The 15,100-nt window shown below is 64.1% G+C and carries 12 protein-coding genes and 2 pseudogenes; 6 read left to right on the top strand and 8 right to left on the bottom strand.

Features of this window, described 5'->3' with window-relative positions; genetic code table 11:
• Positions 1–39: 39 nt before the first annotated feature.
• From egtD to DYST_RS23190, 5 genes and pseudogenes are all read right to left on the bottom strand, one after another.
• Positions 40–1,026 carry an L-histidine N(alpha)-methyltransferase gene (gene egtD / locus DYST_RS23210; RefSeq protein ID WP_102304984.1) on the bottom strand — a complete coding sequence of 329 codons (987 nt, stop codon included), beginning with the start codon at positions 1,024–1,026 and terminating at the stop codon, positions 40–42.
• Positions 1,023–2,277: pseudogene (gene egtB, locus DYST_RS23205) on the bottom strand (ergothioneine biosynthesis protein EgtB). Before egtB ends, egtD begins: the two are co-directional and overlap by 4 nt.
• Positions 2,278–2,522: 245 nt before the next feature.
• Positions 2,523–2,855 carry a hypothetical protein gene (locus DYST_RS23200; RefSeq protein WP_199045950.1) on the bottom strand — a complete coding sequence of 111 codons (333 nt, stop codon included), beginning with the start codon at positions 2,853–2,855 and terminating at the stop codon, positions 2,523–2,525.
• On the bottom strand, positions 2,852–5,191 hold the full coding sequence (rlmKL, locus tag DYST_RS23195) for a bifunctional 23S rRNA (guanine(2069)-N(7))-methyltransferase RlmK/23S rRNA (guanine(2445)-N(2))-methyltransferase RlmL (RefSeq protein WP_239948842.1): 2,340 nt from the start codon (positions 5,189–5,191) through the stop codon (positions 2,852–2,854). Before rlmKL ends, DYST_RS23200 begins: the two co-directional genes overlap by 4 nt.
• Positions 5,188–5,709, bottom strand: coding sequence for an alpha/beta hydrolase (locus tag DYST_RS23190; protein WP_102304980.1), 522 nt, complete (start codon positions 5,707–5,709; stop codon positions 5,188–5,190). Before DYST_RS23190 ends, rlmKL begins: the two co-directional genes overlap by 4 nt.
• An 80-nt stretch (positions 5,710–5,789) precedes the next feature.
• Here DYST_RS23190 and DYST_RS23185 point away from each other — a divergent pair.
• The 4 genes and pseudogenes from DYST_RS23185 (at position 5,790) to DYST_RS23170 (ending at position 8,546) form a co-directional block, all read left to right on the top strand.
• Positions 5,790–6,355: pseudogene (locus tag DYST_RS23185) on the top strand (N-acetylmuramoyl-L-alanine amidase).
• A gap of 59 nt (positions 6,356–6,414) precedes the next feature.
• Positions 6,415–7,278, top strand: coding sequence for an acyl-CoA thioesterase II (gene tesB, locus DYST_RS23180; protein ID WP_102304978.1), 864 nt, complete (start codon positions 6,415–6,417; stop codon positions 7,276–7,278).
• Between the two features lie 86 nt (positions 7,279–7,364).
• Positions 7,365–7,757 (top strand): hypothetical protein, encoded by a 393-nt coding sequence (locus DYST_RS23175; RefSeq protein ID WP_102304977.1) that lies wholly within the window; start codon positions 7,365–7,367, stop codon positions 7,755–7,757.
• Positions 7,758–7,835: 78 nt separating this feature from the next.
• Positions 7,836–8,546: an arginyltransferase gene (locus tag DYST_RS23170; RefSeq protein WP_102304976.1), complete on the top strand. Its 711-nt coding sequence runs from the start codon at positions 7,836–7,838 to the stop codon at positions 8,544–8,546.
• Positions 8,547–8,587: 41 nt separating this feature from the next.
• On the opposite strand, the gene adhP is transcribed toward DYST_RS23170, so the two are convergent.
• Positions 8,588–9,622: an alcohol dehydrogenase AdhP gene (adhP, locus tag DYST_RS23165; protein WP_239952188.1), complete on the bottom strand. Its 1,035-nt coding sequence runs from the start codon at positions 9,620–9,622 to the stop codon at positions 8,588–8,590.
• A 335-nt stretch (positions 9,623–9,957) separates the two neighbouring features.
• Here adhP and DYST_RS23160 point away from each other — a divergent pair, with 335 nt between their 5' ends.
• Positions 9,958–10,488 (top strand): hypothetical protein, encoded by a 531-nt coding sequence (locus tag DYST_RS23160; protein WP_239948833.1) that lies wholly within the window; start codon positions 9,958–9,960, stop codon positions 10,486–10,488.
• A gap of 91 nt (positions 10,489–10,579) precedes the next feature.
• On the opposite strand, the gene DYST_RS23155 is transcribed toward DYST_RS23160, so the two are convergent.
• Positions 10,580–12,103, bottom strand: coding sequence for an FMN-binding glutamate synthase family protein (locus DYST_RS23155; RefSeq protein ID WP_239948831.1), 1,524 nt, complete (start codon positions 12,101–12,103; stop codon positions 10,580–10,582).
• A 117-nt stretch (positions 12,104–12,220) separates the two neighbouring features.
• Positions 12,221–13,402, bottom strand: a complete 1,182-nt coding sequence (gene purT / locus DYST_RS23150; RefSeq protein ID WP_239948829.1) for a formate-dependent phosphoribosylglycinamide formyltransferase — start codon at positions 13,400–13,402, stop codon at positions 12,221–12,223.
• Positions 13,403–13,550: 148 nt separating this feature from the next.
• On the opposite strand from purT, the gene DYST_RS23145 reads away from it, so the two are divergent.
• On the top strand, positions 13,551–15,050 hold the full coding sequence (locus DYST_RS23145) for a transglutaminase-like domain-containing protein (RefSeq protein WP_239948828.1): 1,500 nt from the start codon (positions 13,551–13,553) through the stop codon (positions 15,048–15,050).
• The last annotated feature ends 50 nt before the right edge of the window (positions 15,051–15,100 follow it).

The following is a 15,100-nucleotide window of genomic DNA, read 5'->3' as shown; positions in this document are numbered from 1 at the left end:
GGCCTTGGCCGCGCTCCTGCTGGAGCGCGGTCAACGACGTCAGGCTACGCGTGCGGTGGCCCGGACGAGGTAGTACACGGCAAACATGCCTTGCGGATCGGTCCATCCCTGCGCAATGGCCAGCCCGGCCTTGGCGGCAAGCACAGCGAAATCCTCCGGCGAATACTTGCAGCTGTACTCCACCTGCATCGCTTCTTCCGCTCCAAAGTTCACTTGCTGCTTGCCAACGCGCACCTTCTGATCGCGCGTACTGACCAGGAAGGTCTCGATACGCCCTGCCATGGCGTTGTAGTGCGCGCGGTGCCCGAAGCTGGACAGATCGAAATCGCTGCCGATCTCGCGGTTCAGGCGCGCCAGCATGTTGAGTGTGAACTGGGCGGTCACGCCTGCCTTGTCGTTGTATGCCGCCTCGATGACGGCCGTGTCCTTCTTGAGGTCAGCACCAATAAGGATGCCGCCGTTATCACCCATTTCGTTGCGCATCTTGCGCAGCAACTCGGCGGCGTCTCGCGCTTCAAAGTTGCCAATGGTGGAGCCTGGAAAGTAGATCACCGTGCGACGCGGTGCACGCGGCGGAATCGGCAGACGCAGCGGGCGCGTGAAGTCCGCATGCAATGCCTGCACAGGTACGGCGGGAAAACGCTCGTTCAATACCTGCGTGCTATTGCGTAGCGGCTCGTGGGAAATCTCCACCGGCACGTACGACACGGGTGCGTGCAAATGTTCGAGCAACATGCGCGTCTTGATGGCATTGCCGCTGCCGTACTCGACCAGACGCACGTCTTCACCCAGCACGTCGGCAATGTGACCCGAGTGCGCATCCATCAAAGCGATTTCGCAACGCGTCAGGTAATACTCGGGCTGCTCGCAAATGTCCTCAAACAGTTGCGAGCCGCGCTCGTCATAGAACAGCCACGACGGCAACCGCTTGGGACGTGCGCGCAGCCCGCGCTGCACGATGCCGAGCAGATCGTCGACGGGTGGGCGGCGGTCGTCGTCGCGGATATCGAAAGCTTGCACACTCATCGGTCCTGCCCCAGGCGGATCCCCATGAACTGCCAACGCGCATGGGGAGGAAAGAAATTCCGGTAGGTGGCACGCATGTGCTCGCGCGGCGTCGCGCAGGAACCGCCGCGCAACACCCACTGACCGCACATGAACTTGCCGTTGTATTCGCCCAGTGCACCGGCCAACGGCCGAAAACCTGGGTAGCTGACGTAGGGCGACGCGGTCCATTCCCACACATCGCCGAACATCTGCAGCATGCCTTCGCCAGCCGTCGCCGCCTGCGGGTGGAAGCTCATCGTGTCGAGCAGGTTGCCTTGTACCGGCAACGCGCTGGCGGCGCTTTCCCATTCCGCTTCCGTAGGCAGCCTTGCGCCGGCCCAGCGGGCGAAGGCATCGGCCTCGAAATAGCTGACGTGACTGACGGGCGCATCGGGATCGATCGGCCTCACGCCAGCCAAGGTAAATTCGCTTGAAAGATCTTCCTGCCAGTAGAACGGTCGCTGCCATTGCTCGCGGCACACCGTATCCCAGCCCTCGGACAGCCACAGCGACGGCTCGCGGTACCCGCCATCGCGGATGAACTCGGCGAACTCAGCGTTGGTCACCAGCCGGTTGGCCAATGCATGCGGCTGCAACAGCGCGCGATGGCGCGGCGATTCGTTGTCGAACGCGAAATCGCCCCCCCGAATGCCCCATGTCGACGATGCCTTCGCGCCCGGCGATGAACTCCATCCGCACCGACGACGCCACTGATGACGACGCATGCGGCGCCGTGTAGGCAGGCAGCAAGGGATTGCAGAAGAACGCATGCTTGATGTCAGTGAGCAACAGTTCTTGGTGTTGCTGCTCGTGCTCCAAGCCCAGCCCAATAATGTCTGCCGTGGTGGCATCGACGCCGCGCGACAGCCACTCGCACACGGCCTCGTCTACCTTCTCTCGATAGTCGCGGACCTGCGCAATGCCAGGGCGCGAGAGCAACCCGCGGCGCGGTCGCGCATGCATCGGACCGACAGCCTGGTAGTAGGAGTTGAACAGGTAATTCCAGTCCGGATGAGGCGACCGGTAACCGGCATCGCGCTCCAGCACGAACCGTTCGAAGAACCAGGTGGTGTGCGCGAGATGCCACTTTGTCGGACTGGCGTCCGGCATCGATTGCACCATCATGTCTTCCGGCGTCAGCGATGCGCACAAGGCCATGCTGCGGGAGCGGATCCTCCGGAATCGCAGCATCAGCGCTTCGGCTTGCATGGCCGATGGCGCCAACGTCATCGCCGCCTCCGGAGTGCGGTTACATGGTCGGCCGGGCCGATTCGTTCGTGATGCCTCATACCAAGAGTCGTGCGCCGTAACATGCCGCGCACCATGCCGGAGGAGCTGTTCAAAAGGTGTGATGCGAAGATGGCGAATGGCTGACAGCAGTCAGCCTATTTCTGCTGCGCCGCATCGTGAATCACGCAAAAACAAAGCCCGGCGCTGGGCCGGGCTTTGTCGCAACTGCACCAACGGTCGCGTGCTTAGTGACCGTAGTAACGGTAACCGCCGCGATAGTAGTAGCCACCGCGGTGGTAGTAGCCCGGACGGCCACCCACCACGACCGTGGCGCCCACGGCTGCCGGGTACACCACCGGGGCCGGTGCGTAATAGACCGGAGCCGGTGCGTAATAAACCGGCGGCGGCGGTGCGTAGACAACCGGGGCCGGCGCGTAATAACCGCCCACCACCGGCAGACCTACGCCGATATTCAAGCTCACGTGTCCAGCGAAGGCCGGTGCGACGGCTACACAGCCGATCAGCATGGCAGACGCCAGGGCAACGCGCTTGACGATGGAGGTCTTGGTCTTGTTCATGAGTCTGTCTCCCAAGGGAGGCTTGATTCCGATAGAGGGATTTGACGTTGCCCTCTATCGCTCTTTGCCGGGATCAATGCTCGAACTTTCGCGCTGAATCCGGACTGAGTAGAAAGAGTGAAAATGCTTAACGCCTGCTTTGGTTCCGGACGTGGCTCACAGTGCCGCCCCAGGGGGGATTCCTCACTCGTTTCTTTCGGGTGCAGACGCAGGAGCCAGCAGCCGTGAATGTCCCCTCGACGGGTGAAATCGAACGGGATGCTGGGCGCACTCCAGTCCTCGACGACGAACCGTTCCGCCAGTGCTTCATGGTTCAGCTTGAAGCGCCGGAAGTTGTTCGAGAACACGATGACACCATCGCTCGTGAGACAGTCGGCACAGGCCAACAACAGTTGGACATGGTCGCGCTGGACGTCGAAATCCTCCGCCCGCTTGGAGTTTGAAAAGGTCGGTGGATCGACGTAGATCACCCCGTAGCGATCGCGCTCCTGCCGCAAGAAAGTCATGGCGTCCGCCTGCATCAGGCGATGCTTGCTACCGGAGAAACCGTTGAGCGCAAGATTGCGCGATGCCCAGTCCAGGTAGGTGGCCGACAGGTCCACGCTGGTGGTGTCGCGCGCGCCGCCCGCCGCCGCGTAGACGCTGGCCGTGGCGGTATAGGCAAACAGGTTCAGGAAGCGCCGCCCCGTGGCCAGTTCGCGCAACTTGCCGCGAACCAGGCGATGGTCGATGAACAGGCCGGTATCCAAGTAGTCGGTCAGATTGACCAGGAAGCGCAGGCCAGCCTCCGCCACCTCGACGAACTCGCCGCGCTGGTCGAACTGGCCGTACTTGGAGCCACCCTTGCCACGCTCACGCGTCTTCAGCGCGATGCGGTCGCGCGACACGCCCAGCACTTCACCGGCCACGCGCACGATCTCGCGCAGGCGTTGGCGTGCCGTCTCCACCGGAATCTCGGCCGGTGCGCGGTATTCCTGGATGTGCAGCCACAACGAATCATTCTCGTCGCCGTAGACATCGACGGCCGCCGCGTACTCCGGCATGTCCTGGTCGTAGGCACGCCAGCAATGGATGCCTTCGCGCTCCAGCCGCTTGCGCAAGTGGCGCAGGTTCTTCTCCATGCGGTTGCGCAGCATCTGCGCGCCCTCGGAGAGCGGCTTCACCTCGCGCGGCGTTTCACTGCGCGCGTGAAGCTCGAAGATCAGCAGCACGGTTTCCAATGCACCGTTGTAAAGCGCGTACTTCTTCTCCGCGCGCAGCGGGATGGCATGTCCCAGCTCGGCATCGCCCGCCAGCACGGCCGCGCGCCAACCGGCGAAGCGTTCGCGCAGGGTTTCGCCGATAGCCCGATACAGACGGGGCATCTCGCCACGGTCGCCAAGGCGCTCGCCATACGGAGGGTTGGTAATCACCAAGCCACGGCTGTAACCCGGTGGCGGCGATACATGCGTGACGTCATGCTTGTCCAGCGTCAGGAACCCAGCGACGCCAGCCTCCTGAGCGTTGCGCTTGGCGGTCTGCACCATGCGCGGGTCAGCGTCGCTACCGAAGAAACACGCACGCAGAGCGCGCAGGCCGGTATCGGCACGCTGCCGCGCCTCGTCCAGCAGGCCGCGCCACAGTGCGATGTCGTGCTGCGCCCAGCCCAAGAATCCGTAGTACTCGCGATGCAGGCCGGGCGCGACATCCGCGGCCATCCACGCGCCTTCGACCAACAGCGTGCCGGAACCGCACATGGGGTCGAGCAGTGCCCCGCCCTCGGCATAGATCTCCGGCCAGCGAGCACGCAACAACATGGCGGCGGCGAGATTTTCCTTCAGCGGTGCTTCGCCCTGCTGCTCTCGCCAACCGCGACGATGCAGCGGTGCGCCGGCCAAGTCGATCGACAGCGTGGCCCTATCGCGGCGCAGGCGCAGGTTGATGCGCACGTCCGGCTCGTCGGTGTCCACGTCCGGACGGGAGCCGTCGCGCTGGCGGAACTGGTCGACCACAGCATCCTTCACGCGCTGGGCGATGAACTGGCTGTGCGTGAGTTTGCTTTGCGCCGAGTTGGCATCCACCGCCAGTGTGGCGCGTGGGCCCAGGTGCTTTGACCAATCGATGGACTGCACGCCACCGTAAAGCGCGTCGTCCGTGGCGGCATCGAACTCAGCCAACGGCATCAGTACGCGACTGGCCAGACGCGACCACAGGCAAGCGCGGTAGGCGGTTTCCAGCGTGCCGGAAAAATGCACGCCGGCCAGCGCCTCGCGGACGTCGTCGGCCCCCAGCGCCGCCAGTTCGTCGCGTAGCAGGTATTCCAACCCCTTGGGGCAGGTGGCGAAGAATGCGCTCATGTCGGCAACCCAGCGAGGAACAGGCCGAACTGCTCGACGATACGATCGACGCTGTCGACCAATCGGTGGTCATCGTCGACCACGATCAGCGGCAGACGGCGGCGGCCGGCGAAGTCGATCATCCCTTCCGGATGGCACACGTCATCGCGCCAGCCGTGATAAAGCAGTGTGGGAACGCCATCGGCGACATCGAAAGCCTGCCGGTAACTGGGGATCTCTCTGGGCGTGGCCAGCAGGAACAGGCCTGCCACCGGGCGCTGCAACGAGGCCAGCCCGGACACGAAGGAACCCATGCTGGAGCCGACCAGCACCGGCGGGGCATCCAGCGTATCGATGGCGGCGACCAGCCGCTTGATGCGCGGATCGATCGAGCCGGCAAAACCCTGCAGGTCGTCGGTACGGTAGTCCGGGCGCTGGGTTTTCCAACCCAGCGACTCGGCGAAAGCAGCCAGCACGCTGACCTTGGTGGCATCCGGACCGGAGTCCGAGCCATGCGAAAGAATGATCTGGCCGCGCATCGCGGTCTCCGAAACAGCGTCTATATGGGCGCGCATCGTAACAGGCGACGTCCCGGGAGACGGCGGATAGACTGGCCGGTATGCCTGTAAACATCGTCGACCAGCCCCTGCCCTACGTTTCCCTGCTGCCCGAGCGCCCCGCCAGTGCGGTGGAAATGGTGGTGATCCACTGCACCGAGCTGCCTGATCTGGCCACCGCCCGCGAGTACGGCGAGCGGGCGCTCTACGAGAGTGGTGCAGGCGCCAGCGGGCACTTCTATATCGACCGTGACGGCAGCATCTACCAATACGTGCCCGGCAACCGGGTGGCCAACCACGTACGCGGCCACAACCCCAACTCCATCGGCATTGAGCTGGTGAACCTGGGCCGGTACCCGGACTGGTGGGATTCGCGCCGCCAGACCATGACCGAGCCGTACACCCCGGCCGAGTCGCGGCCCTGCGGGCGCTGCTGGCCCGGCTGAGGCAGGACTACCCCCTGCTGCACCTGATCGCCGGCCATGAGGACCTGGATACGGCCCGGCTGCCCGCCAGCAACGATCCGTCGCTGGAAGTGCCGCGCAAGCTCGACCCAGGCCCGCTATTCCCCTGGGTCGAGGTGCTGGACGGCAGCGGGCTGGAACGGCTTCCGTCACCCAACCACTGAAGCGGCGGCGGGGCGCCAGCTATAATCGCCGGTCTCTTACCTCCGCCGAGCTTTTTTCCATGACGGAAAACAACGTCCGCGAACTCGTCGACCTGCTCGAACTCGAGCGCCTCGAGGACAACCTCTTCCGCGGCCAAAGCCGGGACATCGGCACGCATTTCGTGTTTGGCGGGCAGGTGTTGGGCCAGGCACTGTCGGCCGCCCAGCGCACGGTTGAAACCGGGCGCGAGGCCCATTCGCTGCACGCTTATTTCCTGCGCGCTGGCGACATCAATGCACCCATCGTCTACAGCGTGGAGCGCACCCGCGACGGTGGCACGTTCTCCTCGCGCCGGGTGGTGGCCATCCAGCACGGCCAGCCGATCCTCAATGGCTCGATTTCGTTTCAAGTGCCGGAAACCGGCTTCGAACACCAGTCGTCGATGCCCGAGGTGCCCATGCCCGAAGACATCGAGCCCATGCAGCCGATGCCGCCGGAACAGCTGGCCAAACTGCCCGAGAAGCTGCAACGCTGGCTGGGCGTGGATGCACCGTTCGAATTCCGCCATGTGTGGCCGCAGGACAAGCTGCACCCGGTGAAGCGCCCGCCGATCCAGCACATCTGGTTCCGCCTGACTGCGCCAGTGGGCGATTCGCCCGAACTGCATCGCGCGCTGCTGGCGTACGCCTCCGACTTCAACCTGATCGGCACGGCCACCCTGCCGCACGGCATCTCGTACTACACACACAACGTGCAGATGGCGAGCCTGGACCATGCGCTATGGTTCCACCGCCCGTTCCGTACCGACGAGTGGCTGCTGTACTCCTTCGACAGCCCGACGGCGCAAGGCGCCCGCGGCCTGGCGCGCGGCCAGATCTTCACCCGTGACGGCCGGCTGGTGGCCTCGACGGCCCAGGAAGGCCTGATCCGCCTGCGCGGCTAAGCCGCCCGGCCACCGTAGTAATAAAATGAAGCTGGCCGGCCTCCTCGGCCAGCCGCGCCCGACCGGCGACGAACCAAGGCTCCCCCATGCGTCAGCTCTACACCTCGCCCCGCCAGGAAAACATTGACCGCGTCGCCAAGTTGATGGCCGACCAGGGGATCGAGTACACGATCGAGAACCGCTCCAACTACCGCCGCCCCAGCTACCAGCGCTTCAGCTACTCACAACGCCATGAAGACCGGGACAACTGGGCCCAGGTCTGGGTCACCAAGGCAGACGACTACACCCGCGCCCGCGCCATGCTCAAGGAGCTGGGCATCGAGCCGGTGGTCCGCCATGGGGAGGAACTGGCCCTGGCCCGCAACCCCACGCCAGAGATGCAGCGCAAGAGCGTGGCCACCCGGATGCGCCGGATCGTCATGCTGGCCGTGGCCGGCGCCTTTGTGATCCTGATGCTCCGGTACATGGGCGTTATCTGACCCTGCCTGGGCTGTCACATCCGGCTATCACATTTCAGCTAGTGACACAGTGACCCAAACCAGACATAGAATCAGGCCATGCGCTCTGATCGTGTCCGCCTCTTCCAAACCCTGCCGCACGCCTGCGGCTACTTTGCCGAGCGCACGGCACAGAACCTCGTGATCGATCCGGCCGCGCCGCAGCTGGACCAGTTATACGGTCCAGCGCTGGAGCGCGGCTTCCGGCGGGCCGGTGGGCACCTTTACTACCCCTATTGCACCAACTGCCGGGCCTGCACGCCTTGCCGCATCGACGTAGCGCGCTTCGCCCCCGATCGCGGACAGCGGCGCTGCCTCAAGCGCAACGAGGATCTGACGGTCATCGAATCGATGGCCGGCTACAACGCCGAGCGCCATACGCTCTACGAACGTTACCTGCGCCAGCGCCACCCGGGCGGCGGCATGGACGAGGCGGACGCCAGCGACTTCCGCCGGTTCCTGACCGCGCCATGGAGCCCCACGATGTTCCTGGAGTTCCGCCAGGGTTCGCGCCTGCTCGGCGTGGCCGTTACCGACGTGTGCCAGCAAGGCCTTTCGGCCGTCTATACGTTCTACGACCCCGAGGAGACGGCACGCAGCCTGGGCACGTTCGCCATCCTGCAACAGGTGGCGCTCGCCCGCCGCCGCGGCTTGCCCTGGATTTACCTGGGCTTCTGGATCGCCGGGCATCCGAAAATGGATTACAAGCGCAACTTCCGCCCGTTGCAGATACGCACCAGCGAAGGCTGGGTGGAGATGGCGGATCCCTGACTCTTGCAGGCGCGCATCGTGCGCTCCTGCAAGGGTGTTGATCAGGGGTGGGCGATGTCGAGCACCACACGCCCCTGGATATGCCCTTCGCGCAGGCCCTGCAGCACGTCGTTCACGTCTTCCAGCCGGCGGCGCTCGATGGTCGGCACGACCTTGCCCTCTGCGGCAAAAGCCACCGCTTCGGCGAGGTCCTTGCGCGTGCCGACGATGGACCCACGAATGGTCAGACGCTTGAGCACGACATCAAAGATGGGTGTGGCGAAATCACCGGGCGGCAGACCCACCAGGCTCATGGTGCCGCGTCGACGGATGAAGCCAAGCGCTTGTGAAAATGCCGGCGGCGACACTGCCGTCACCAGCACACCGTGCGCACCGCCACCGGTGATGTCGAGCACTTCTTCCACGGCATTGGGCTGACGCGCATCGACAGTCGCTGCGGCACCCAGCTTGCGTGCCAATGCCAGCTTGTCGTCGGCAACGTCCACCGCCACCACCTGCAGGCCCATGGCCGTGGCGTACTGGATGGCCAGATGCCCCAAACCGCCGATACCGGAGATGGCCAACCATTCGCCCGGACGCGCTTCGGTTTCGCGGATGCCTTTGTAGGTCGTCACACCAGCACAGAGAACCGGCGCCATCAACGCGAAATCCACGTCGTGCGGAAGACGCGCCACGTACGCCGCATTGCCGATCGCGTACTCAGCGAAACTGCCATCCACGCTGTAGCCGCTGTCGTGCTGCGCTTCGCATAAGGTTTCCCAGCCGGTGATGCAGTACTCGCAGTGGCCGCACGCATCGTGCAGCCAGGCAATGCCCACGGGATCGCCCAGCTTGAGGTTGTCCACACCCTCGCCCAACGCAACCACCACACCCACGCCTTCATGGCCGGGAATGAAAGGCGGATTCGGCTTCGCCGGCCAGTCGCCATCTACAGCGTGCACATCGGTATGACAGACACCGGTGGACACGATCTTCACCAGCACTTCGCCGCGCGACGGTACCGGCACGGGCACTTCCTCGATGCGCAGCGGCTCACCGAAATGATGCGCAACGGCAGCCTTCATCGTCTTGGGAATCATGCGGCAATCTCCTTAGGTCATAACGCACGGCGACCTAGCCACGTCATGTAGCCAGCAGAGCCGTGCGAAGGGGGATGACCACGGAAAGATGCCGTCCCACACGTGATGGCACGGTGACCACAATCAACGAGTTGCGTCGTCATGACGGATGCATCCAGCAATGCCATGCGTACAAGCCCCGCACTCTGCCTACACGCAACTGCACAAACGCTACAACCACGAAGGACATGCCTCTACAGCCTGCATCTCCAATCCCCGATTTAGCGCCAGCGCCAGAGTCGCTAAAACGAGTGTGCACGGAACGTCCCGTGCACACTCGAGGAAAACGCCCCATGACGTACGACAACTATCAACTGTTCACGATGACCTATCCCGACAAGGAGGCCGCCATGGCCGGCTTCGACGCCGTGGAGTACGTGTTTGGTGATGCGCAAGGTATCGACACCTACGACGCAGCCATCGTGGTGAAGAAGGACGGCAAGATCAGCCTCGTGCGCAAACGCGAACAGGCGGAACATACGAAAGGCTGGGAGGGCGTAGGCATCGGTCTTGCGGTAGGCGCTTGCCTCGCCTTGTTCCCGGCCATCACCTTGGCCGTGGGCGCGCTGGCTGGTGCCGCCGTCGGCGGAGCGGCCGGAGTGATTGCCGGCCACATCGAATCAGGCATCTCGCGCGGTGATCTTCAGGCTCTCGGTGAAACACTCGAAGAGGGTCAATACAGCCTCGTCGTGATCACCGCCACGGACGAAACCAGGCGCGTGCGCGAAGCAACCAAGTTCGCCATCCGGTTCGAACAGAAACAGCTCAAGGTGGACTACAAGTCGCTCCAGAAGCAACTCAACGAACTTGCCGCTGAGGCCTGAGCGCGTCGACGCCACAGCACCAAGCCCCGTGAGTGCGGGGAACAGCGCGCCCAAGACAGCCGGCGTAACGCCGGCCGTCTTCTTCAACGGATCAAGCGTGCTGCGTTGGTGCCCGCGGCACGATGGGATACGGGTACAGCTTCACCAGCGGCACAGAGAGGCCATCGTCGCCCACCACGCGGCAATGTGAGCGACTGAGTTGGCGCGGCTCTTCAACACCACAGCTGTGCGCGATGATGCCGACCTCGTGCATGACGTTGGTGGCGTAGTTCGCCACGCGCTCGCTCTTGTCCGCCACCACCAGTCCGCGCTGCAACTTCGGGTTCTGCGTGGTGATGCCCGTGGGACAGGTATTGCGGTTGCATTGCAGGGACTGAATGCAGCCCAGCGCCAACATAAAGCCACGCGCGGAGTTGACGAAATCCGCACCGATCGACAGCGCCCACGCCACGTCATAGGCAGTGATGCATTTGCCCGAGCAGATCACCTTGATGCGATCGCGCAGGCCCTTCACCACCAGCAGGTCCACCAGAGCCGGCAACGCTTCGTGCAACGGCAGGCCCACGCCTTCCATCAATGTTTGCGGCGCGGCGCCGGTGCCACCTTCCGAACCATCGACGATGATGAAGTCGGGTGCGCTTTCGATGCCGCGCTTCTTCACTTCTTCGCATAGGTCGGCGATCCAATCCACGCCGCCGAACACCGCCTTGAAACCGACCGGCTTGCCGGTGAGTTCGCGGATGTGATGGATGGAATCCATCAGCTCCTGCACATTGCCGATATCCAGGTGACGATTTGGACTCTGCGAGTCCTCGCCCACGGGAATGCCACGGATCGCGGCGATCTCCGGCGTCACCTTGGCCGCCGGCAGCAGGCCGCCCATACCGGGCTTGGCGCCCTGCCCCAGCTTGATGCTCACCATCTTCACCTGCGCATGGGCGCAGATTGCCAGGAGCTTTTGGTCATCCAGCTTGCCATCGGGTGTGCGCACGCCGTACTTGGCAGTGCCGATCTCGAAAATGATGTCGCAACCGCCCTCGAGGTGATACGGCGCCAGGCCGCCCTCGCCCGTATCCATCCAGATGCCAGCCTTCTTGGCACCACGCGACAGGGCGCTCACCGCCGGCGCGGACAGCGCGCCAAAGCTCATCGCGGAGATATTGAAGAACGCCGCGTGCTGATACGGCTCGCGCGAGTACGGCCCCAGCGTGACGGGCCGCGGCTTGATGTGCCGGTCGCCCAGCGCGGGGAACGGCGCGTTGACGAAGAACGGCACGCCTTCGCCACGCAGGTCGCGAGTTGAGCCGAACGCATTGGTGTTGTCCACGTTCTTGGCCGCGCGATACACCCACATGCGTTGCGCACGGTTGAACGGCAGCTCTTCGCGATCACTGGAGTACAGGTACTGGCGGAAGAACTCGCCCAGATGCAGGAACCAATAACGAAAGTGGCCGATGACGGGGAAGTTGCGCAGCACCGAGTTGCTGGTCTGGTTGCGGTCCACCAGCCAGACCACAGCGATCACCACCACCAGCAGCGCCAGCAGCAAAAGAAACAGGGCGGCAAACGTCTCGACAACGACGACCAGCCAATGCGCGAATCCCGACGGCTCCATCCTTACCTCCAGTGGTGAACTGTTGCGACAAACCTGTTGAATCCGGGCGTTCACGCATCACTGCCGCCACGGCCTGACTCGTACCATCCTCACCCCATCAGGGTGAGGATGCCAAGACTAAAGCTCGATCCGCAGCGCCTTCGCGGCCCGGATAGCTTTAGCCTTGGCAGCATCCACGCTTTCATCGCGCGCCAACGTGACCGCCATGCGACGACGGCCTTTCACGGTTGGCTTGCCGAAGATACGCAACTGCGTGTCCGGCTCCTTCAGCGCATCCGCCACGCCGTGATAGCGCGGCGCGGCACCCTCGCCCTCCACCAGCACCGCGCACGACGCGGACGGCCCCAGTTGGCGGATCGCCGGGATCGGCAAACCGAGGATGGCGCGCGCGTGCAGCGCGAACTCCGAAAGGTCTTGCGACACCAGTGTGACCAGACCGGTGTCGTGCGGGCGCGGGCTCACTTCCGAGAAGATCACATGATCGCCCTTCACGAAGAACTCCACGCCGAACACGCCCCAGCCGCCCAACGCCCCCGTAATGGCTTCGGCCTGGCGCTGCGCTTCGGCCAACGCCACCGGACTCATCGGCTGCGGCTGCCACGATTCGCGATAATCGCCGTCTTCCTGGCGATGGCCGATCGGCGCGCAGAAGCTGACGCCGTCCGTGTGACGCACGGTGAGCAGGGTGATCTCGTAATCGAAGTCGACGAACCCTTCCACGATCACGCGCCCCTTGCCCGCACGCCCGCCGGATTGCGCATAGTCCCACGCGTGCTGCAGTTCGCTTTCCTGGCGCACCACGCTCTGGCCCTTGCCAGAAGAGCTCATTACCGGCTTGATGACGAACGGCAGGCCGATCGAGGCGACCGCATCGCGGTACTCAGCCTCGGTATCGCAGAAGCGGTAGCGCGAGGTCGGCAGTTTCAATTCTTCGGCGGCAAGGCGGCGGATACCTTCGCGATCCATCGTGAGCCACGCGGCGCGCGCCGTGGGAATCACGTGCAGGCCGTTCTTCTCCAGCTCGACCAGCGTGGAGGTGTGAATGGCTTCGATCTCCGGCACGACCAGATCGGGTTTTTCCTTTTCGATGATGGCGCGCAGTGCAGCGCCATCCAGCATGTCGATGACATGGCTGCGATGCGCCACCTGCATGGCCGGCGCGTCGGCATAGCGATCGACCGCGATGACCTCCACGGCGTAGCGCTGCAGTTCAATGGCCACCTCCTTGCCCAATTCGCCCGACCCCAGCAGCAGCACGCGCAGCGCATGATCGGAATAAGGCGTGCCAAATGGCTTCATCGGTCTCTCCCCGGAGATGGCAAAGCGCCATTGTAAGCGTGCGCTCGCCGAATCGGGCCAGACGTCATCTCGTCATCACGCAGATTCCATTGACGAACGTCGCGAACCGGCGTTGACTGCAATTGTCACCGTCCCCACGGAGCGACCTATGCGCAAGTGGCTTGCCGCGCTAGCGATGGCGTTCGCGCTGAGCCCCTCCCCCTGCGTTCTCGCGCAGGCCCGGGAAAGCGCGGCCGCAACGAACACCACCTGGATGTCGGTGCAGCTGGGCGGTCGCAAGATTGGCCATCTACGCATAGACCGTGTGCGCGATGGCGACGTGGTGACCACCACCCAGGACCTGCAAATTGCCTTGGAGCGCAGCGGCAAAACCACGCCCATGGCGGTATTGACGCGCAGCGTGGAAACCCTCGATGGCCAGCCGCTGGGCTTTTACGCGAAAAGCACCCTGTCCGCCTCCAGCAACATCGTCGATGGCCGACGGCAGCCTGACGGCCAGTACGCAGTCACCTCCACGGTAGCCGGTCTTTCCACCGTGACCAGCCTGCCATGGCCTACCGGTGCCCTGCTCAGTGATGGCCAGCGGCAAGCCATGGCGAGCGCCGTCGACCATGCCGGGCACTACACGCTGAACCTGTTCGACCCCGCCAGCCGTAGCGTGGCCTCCGTGGACGTCGAGGTGCTGGGCAGCGAACGCATTGCGCTCCCGGACGGCCCGGAACTGCTGAGCCATCAGCGCGAAACGCTGCAGACGCCACGTGGTACGCAGTACATGGATCTGTGGATCAATGCGCGCGGAGAGACCCGCAAAGGCTCCCTGCAAATGCTCGGCCACGAACTGGACATGCTGGCCTGCAGCCAGGCATGCGCGCTGGCCCCGGTGCAGGACATCGACATGCTCCGCGCGGCGATGGTCGATTCGCCGGAGCGGGTATCCGCGTCGATGCGCCAGGAAGTCTTGCGCTATGTCATCCACGCAACGGACGACGATGCACGCCCCGTGATCGCCACCGACGAACAGCGCGTCTTTTCGCTGGGGCACGGCGACTGGCTGGTCGAAATCGGTAACGCCACAGCCGGTGGGCAGCCGGGGCCGACAGCGCAGGACACCGAGGCGAACGCTTGGCTGCAGTCCGATGCGCCGGAACTGCGTGCACTGGCGTCCAACGCCACCCAAGGCGCCAGCGACGACCTGCAGACGATGAACCGCCTGCTCGCCTTCACCAGCAGCTACCTCGCCGGCCACAGCGGCAACGGTGGCTACGCCTCCGCCCTTGAAGTGGCACGAACCCGCCAGGGCGACTGCAAAGGGTACGCCGTACTACTGGCGGCGCTGGCGCGGGCACGGGGCATTCCCGCGCGGGTGGTGACCGGCATGGTTTACGCCGATCACTACGCGGGTAGCTCGCGGGTATTCGTTCCGCATGCGTGGGTGCAGGCCTGGGTCGACGGCCGCTGGCAGAGCTTCGACGCCGCGCTCGGCCGCTTCGACAGCGCCCATATCGCGCTGGACACGGGCGATGGTGATCCCTGGCACTTTGCCAACCTGTCCAACCTGTTCGGCCAGATGCGGATAGCTCAAGTCGCCCCAGCCCAGGAACTGGCCCCTTCCGTACTGCGTGGCACCGTGGCTACCCGAGATTGGTGACCCTCCCTTGAAATTAGATATCAAATTGATATCTAATTTCTTGACCTCAA

Origin of the sequence: Dyella terrae (assembly GCF_022394535.1) — a bacterium.
Lineage (GTDB): Bacteria > Pseudomonadota > Gammaproteobacteria > Xanthomonadales > Rhodanobacteraceae > Dyella.
Note: the sequence above shows the minus strand (reverse complement) of the source record. Positions and strands in the feature narration are given on the sequence as shown.

Coding starts and splice junctions, on each gene's coding strand:
- egtD (WP_102304984.1), bottom strand. CDS start 1,026: ATGAGTGTGCAAGCTTTCGATATCCGCGACGACGACCGCCGCCCACCC.
- DYST_RS23200 (WP_199045950.1), bottom strand. CDS start 2,855: ATGAACAAGACCAAGACCTCCATCGTCAAGCGCGTTGCCCTGGCGTCT.
- rlmKL (WP_239948842.1), bottom strand. CDS start 5,191: ATGAGCGCATTCTTCGCCACCTGCCCCAAGGGGTTGGAATACCTGCTA.
- DYST_RS23190 (WP_102304980.1), bottom strand. CDS start 5,709: ATGCGCGGCCAGATCATTCTTTCGCATGGCTCGGACTCCGGTCCGGAT.
- tesB (WP_102304978.1), top strand. CDS start 6,415: ATGACGGAAAACAACGTCCGCGAACTCGTCGACCTGCTCGAACTCGAG.
- DYST_RS23175 (WP_102304977.1), top strand. CDS start 7,365: ATGCGTCAGCTCTACACCTCGCCCCGCCAGGAAAACATTGACCGCGTC.
- DYST_RS23170 (WP_102304976.1), top strand. CDS start 7,836: ATGCGCTCTGATCGTGTCCGCCTCTTCCAAACCCTGCCGCACGCCTGC.
- DYST_RS23160 (WP_239948833.1), top strand. CDS start 9,958: ATGACGTACGACAACTATCAACTGTTCACGATGACCTATCCCGACAAG.
- DYST_RS23155 (WP_239948831.1), bottom strand. CDS start 12,103: ATGGAGCCGTCGGGATTCGCGCATTGGCTGGTCGTCGTTGTCGAGACG.
- purT (WP_239948829.1), bottom strand. CDS start 13,402: ATGAAGCCATTTGGCACGCCTTATTCCGATCATGCGCTGCGCGTGCTG.
- DYST_RS23145 (WP_239948828.1), top strand. CDS start 13,551: ATGCGCAAGTGGCTTGCCGCGCTAGCGATGGCGTTCGCGCTGAGCCCC.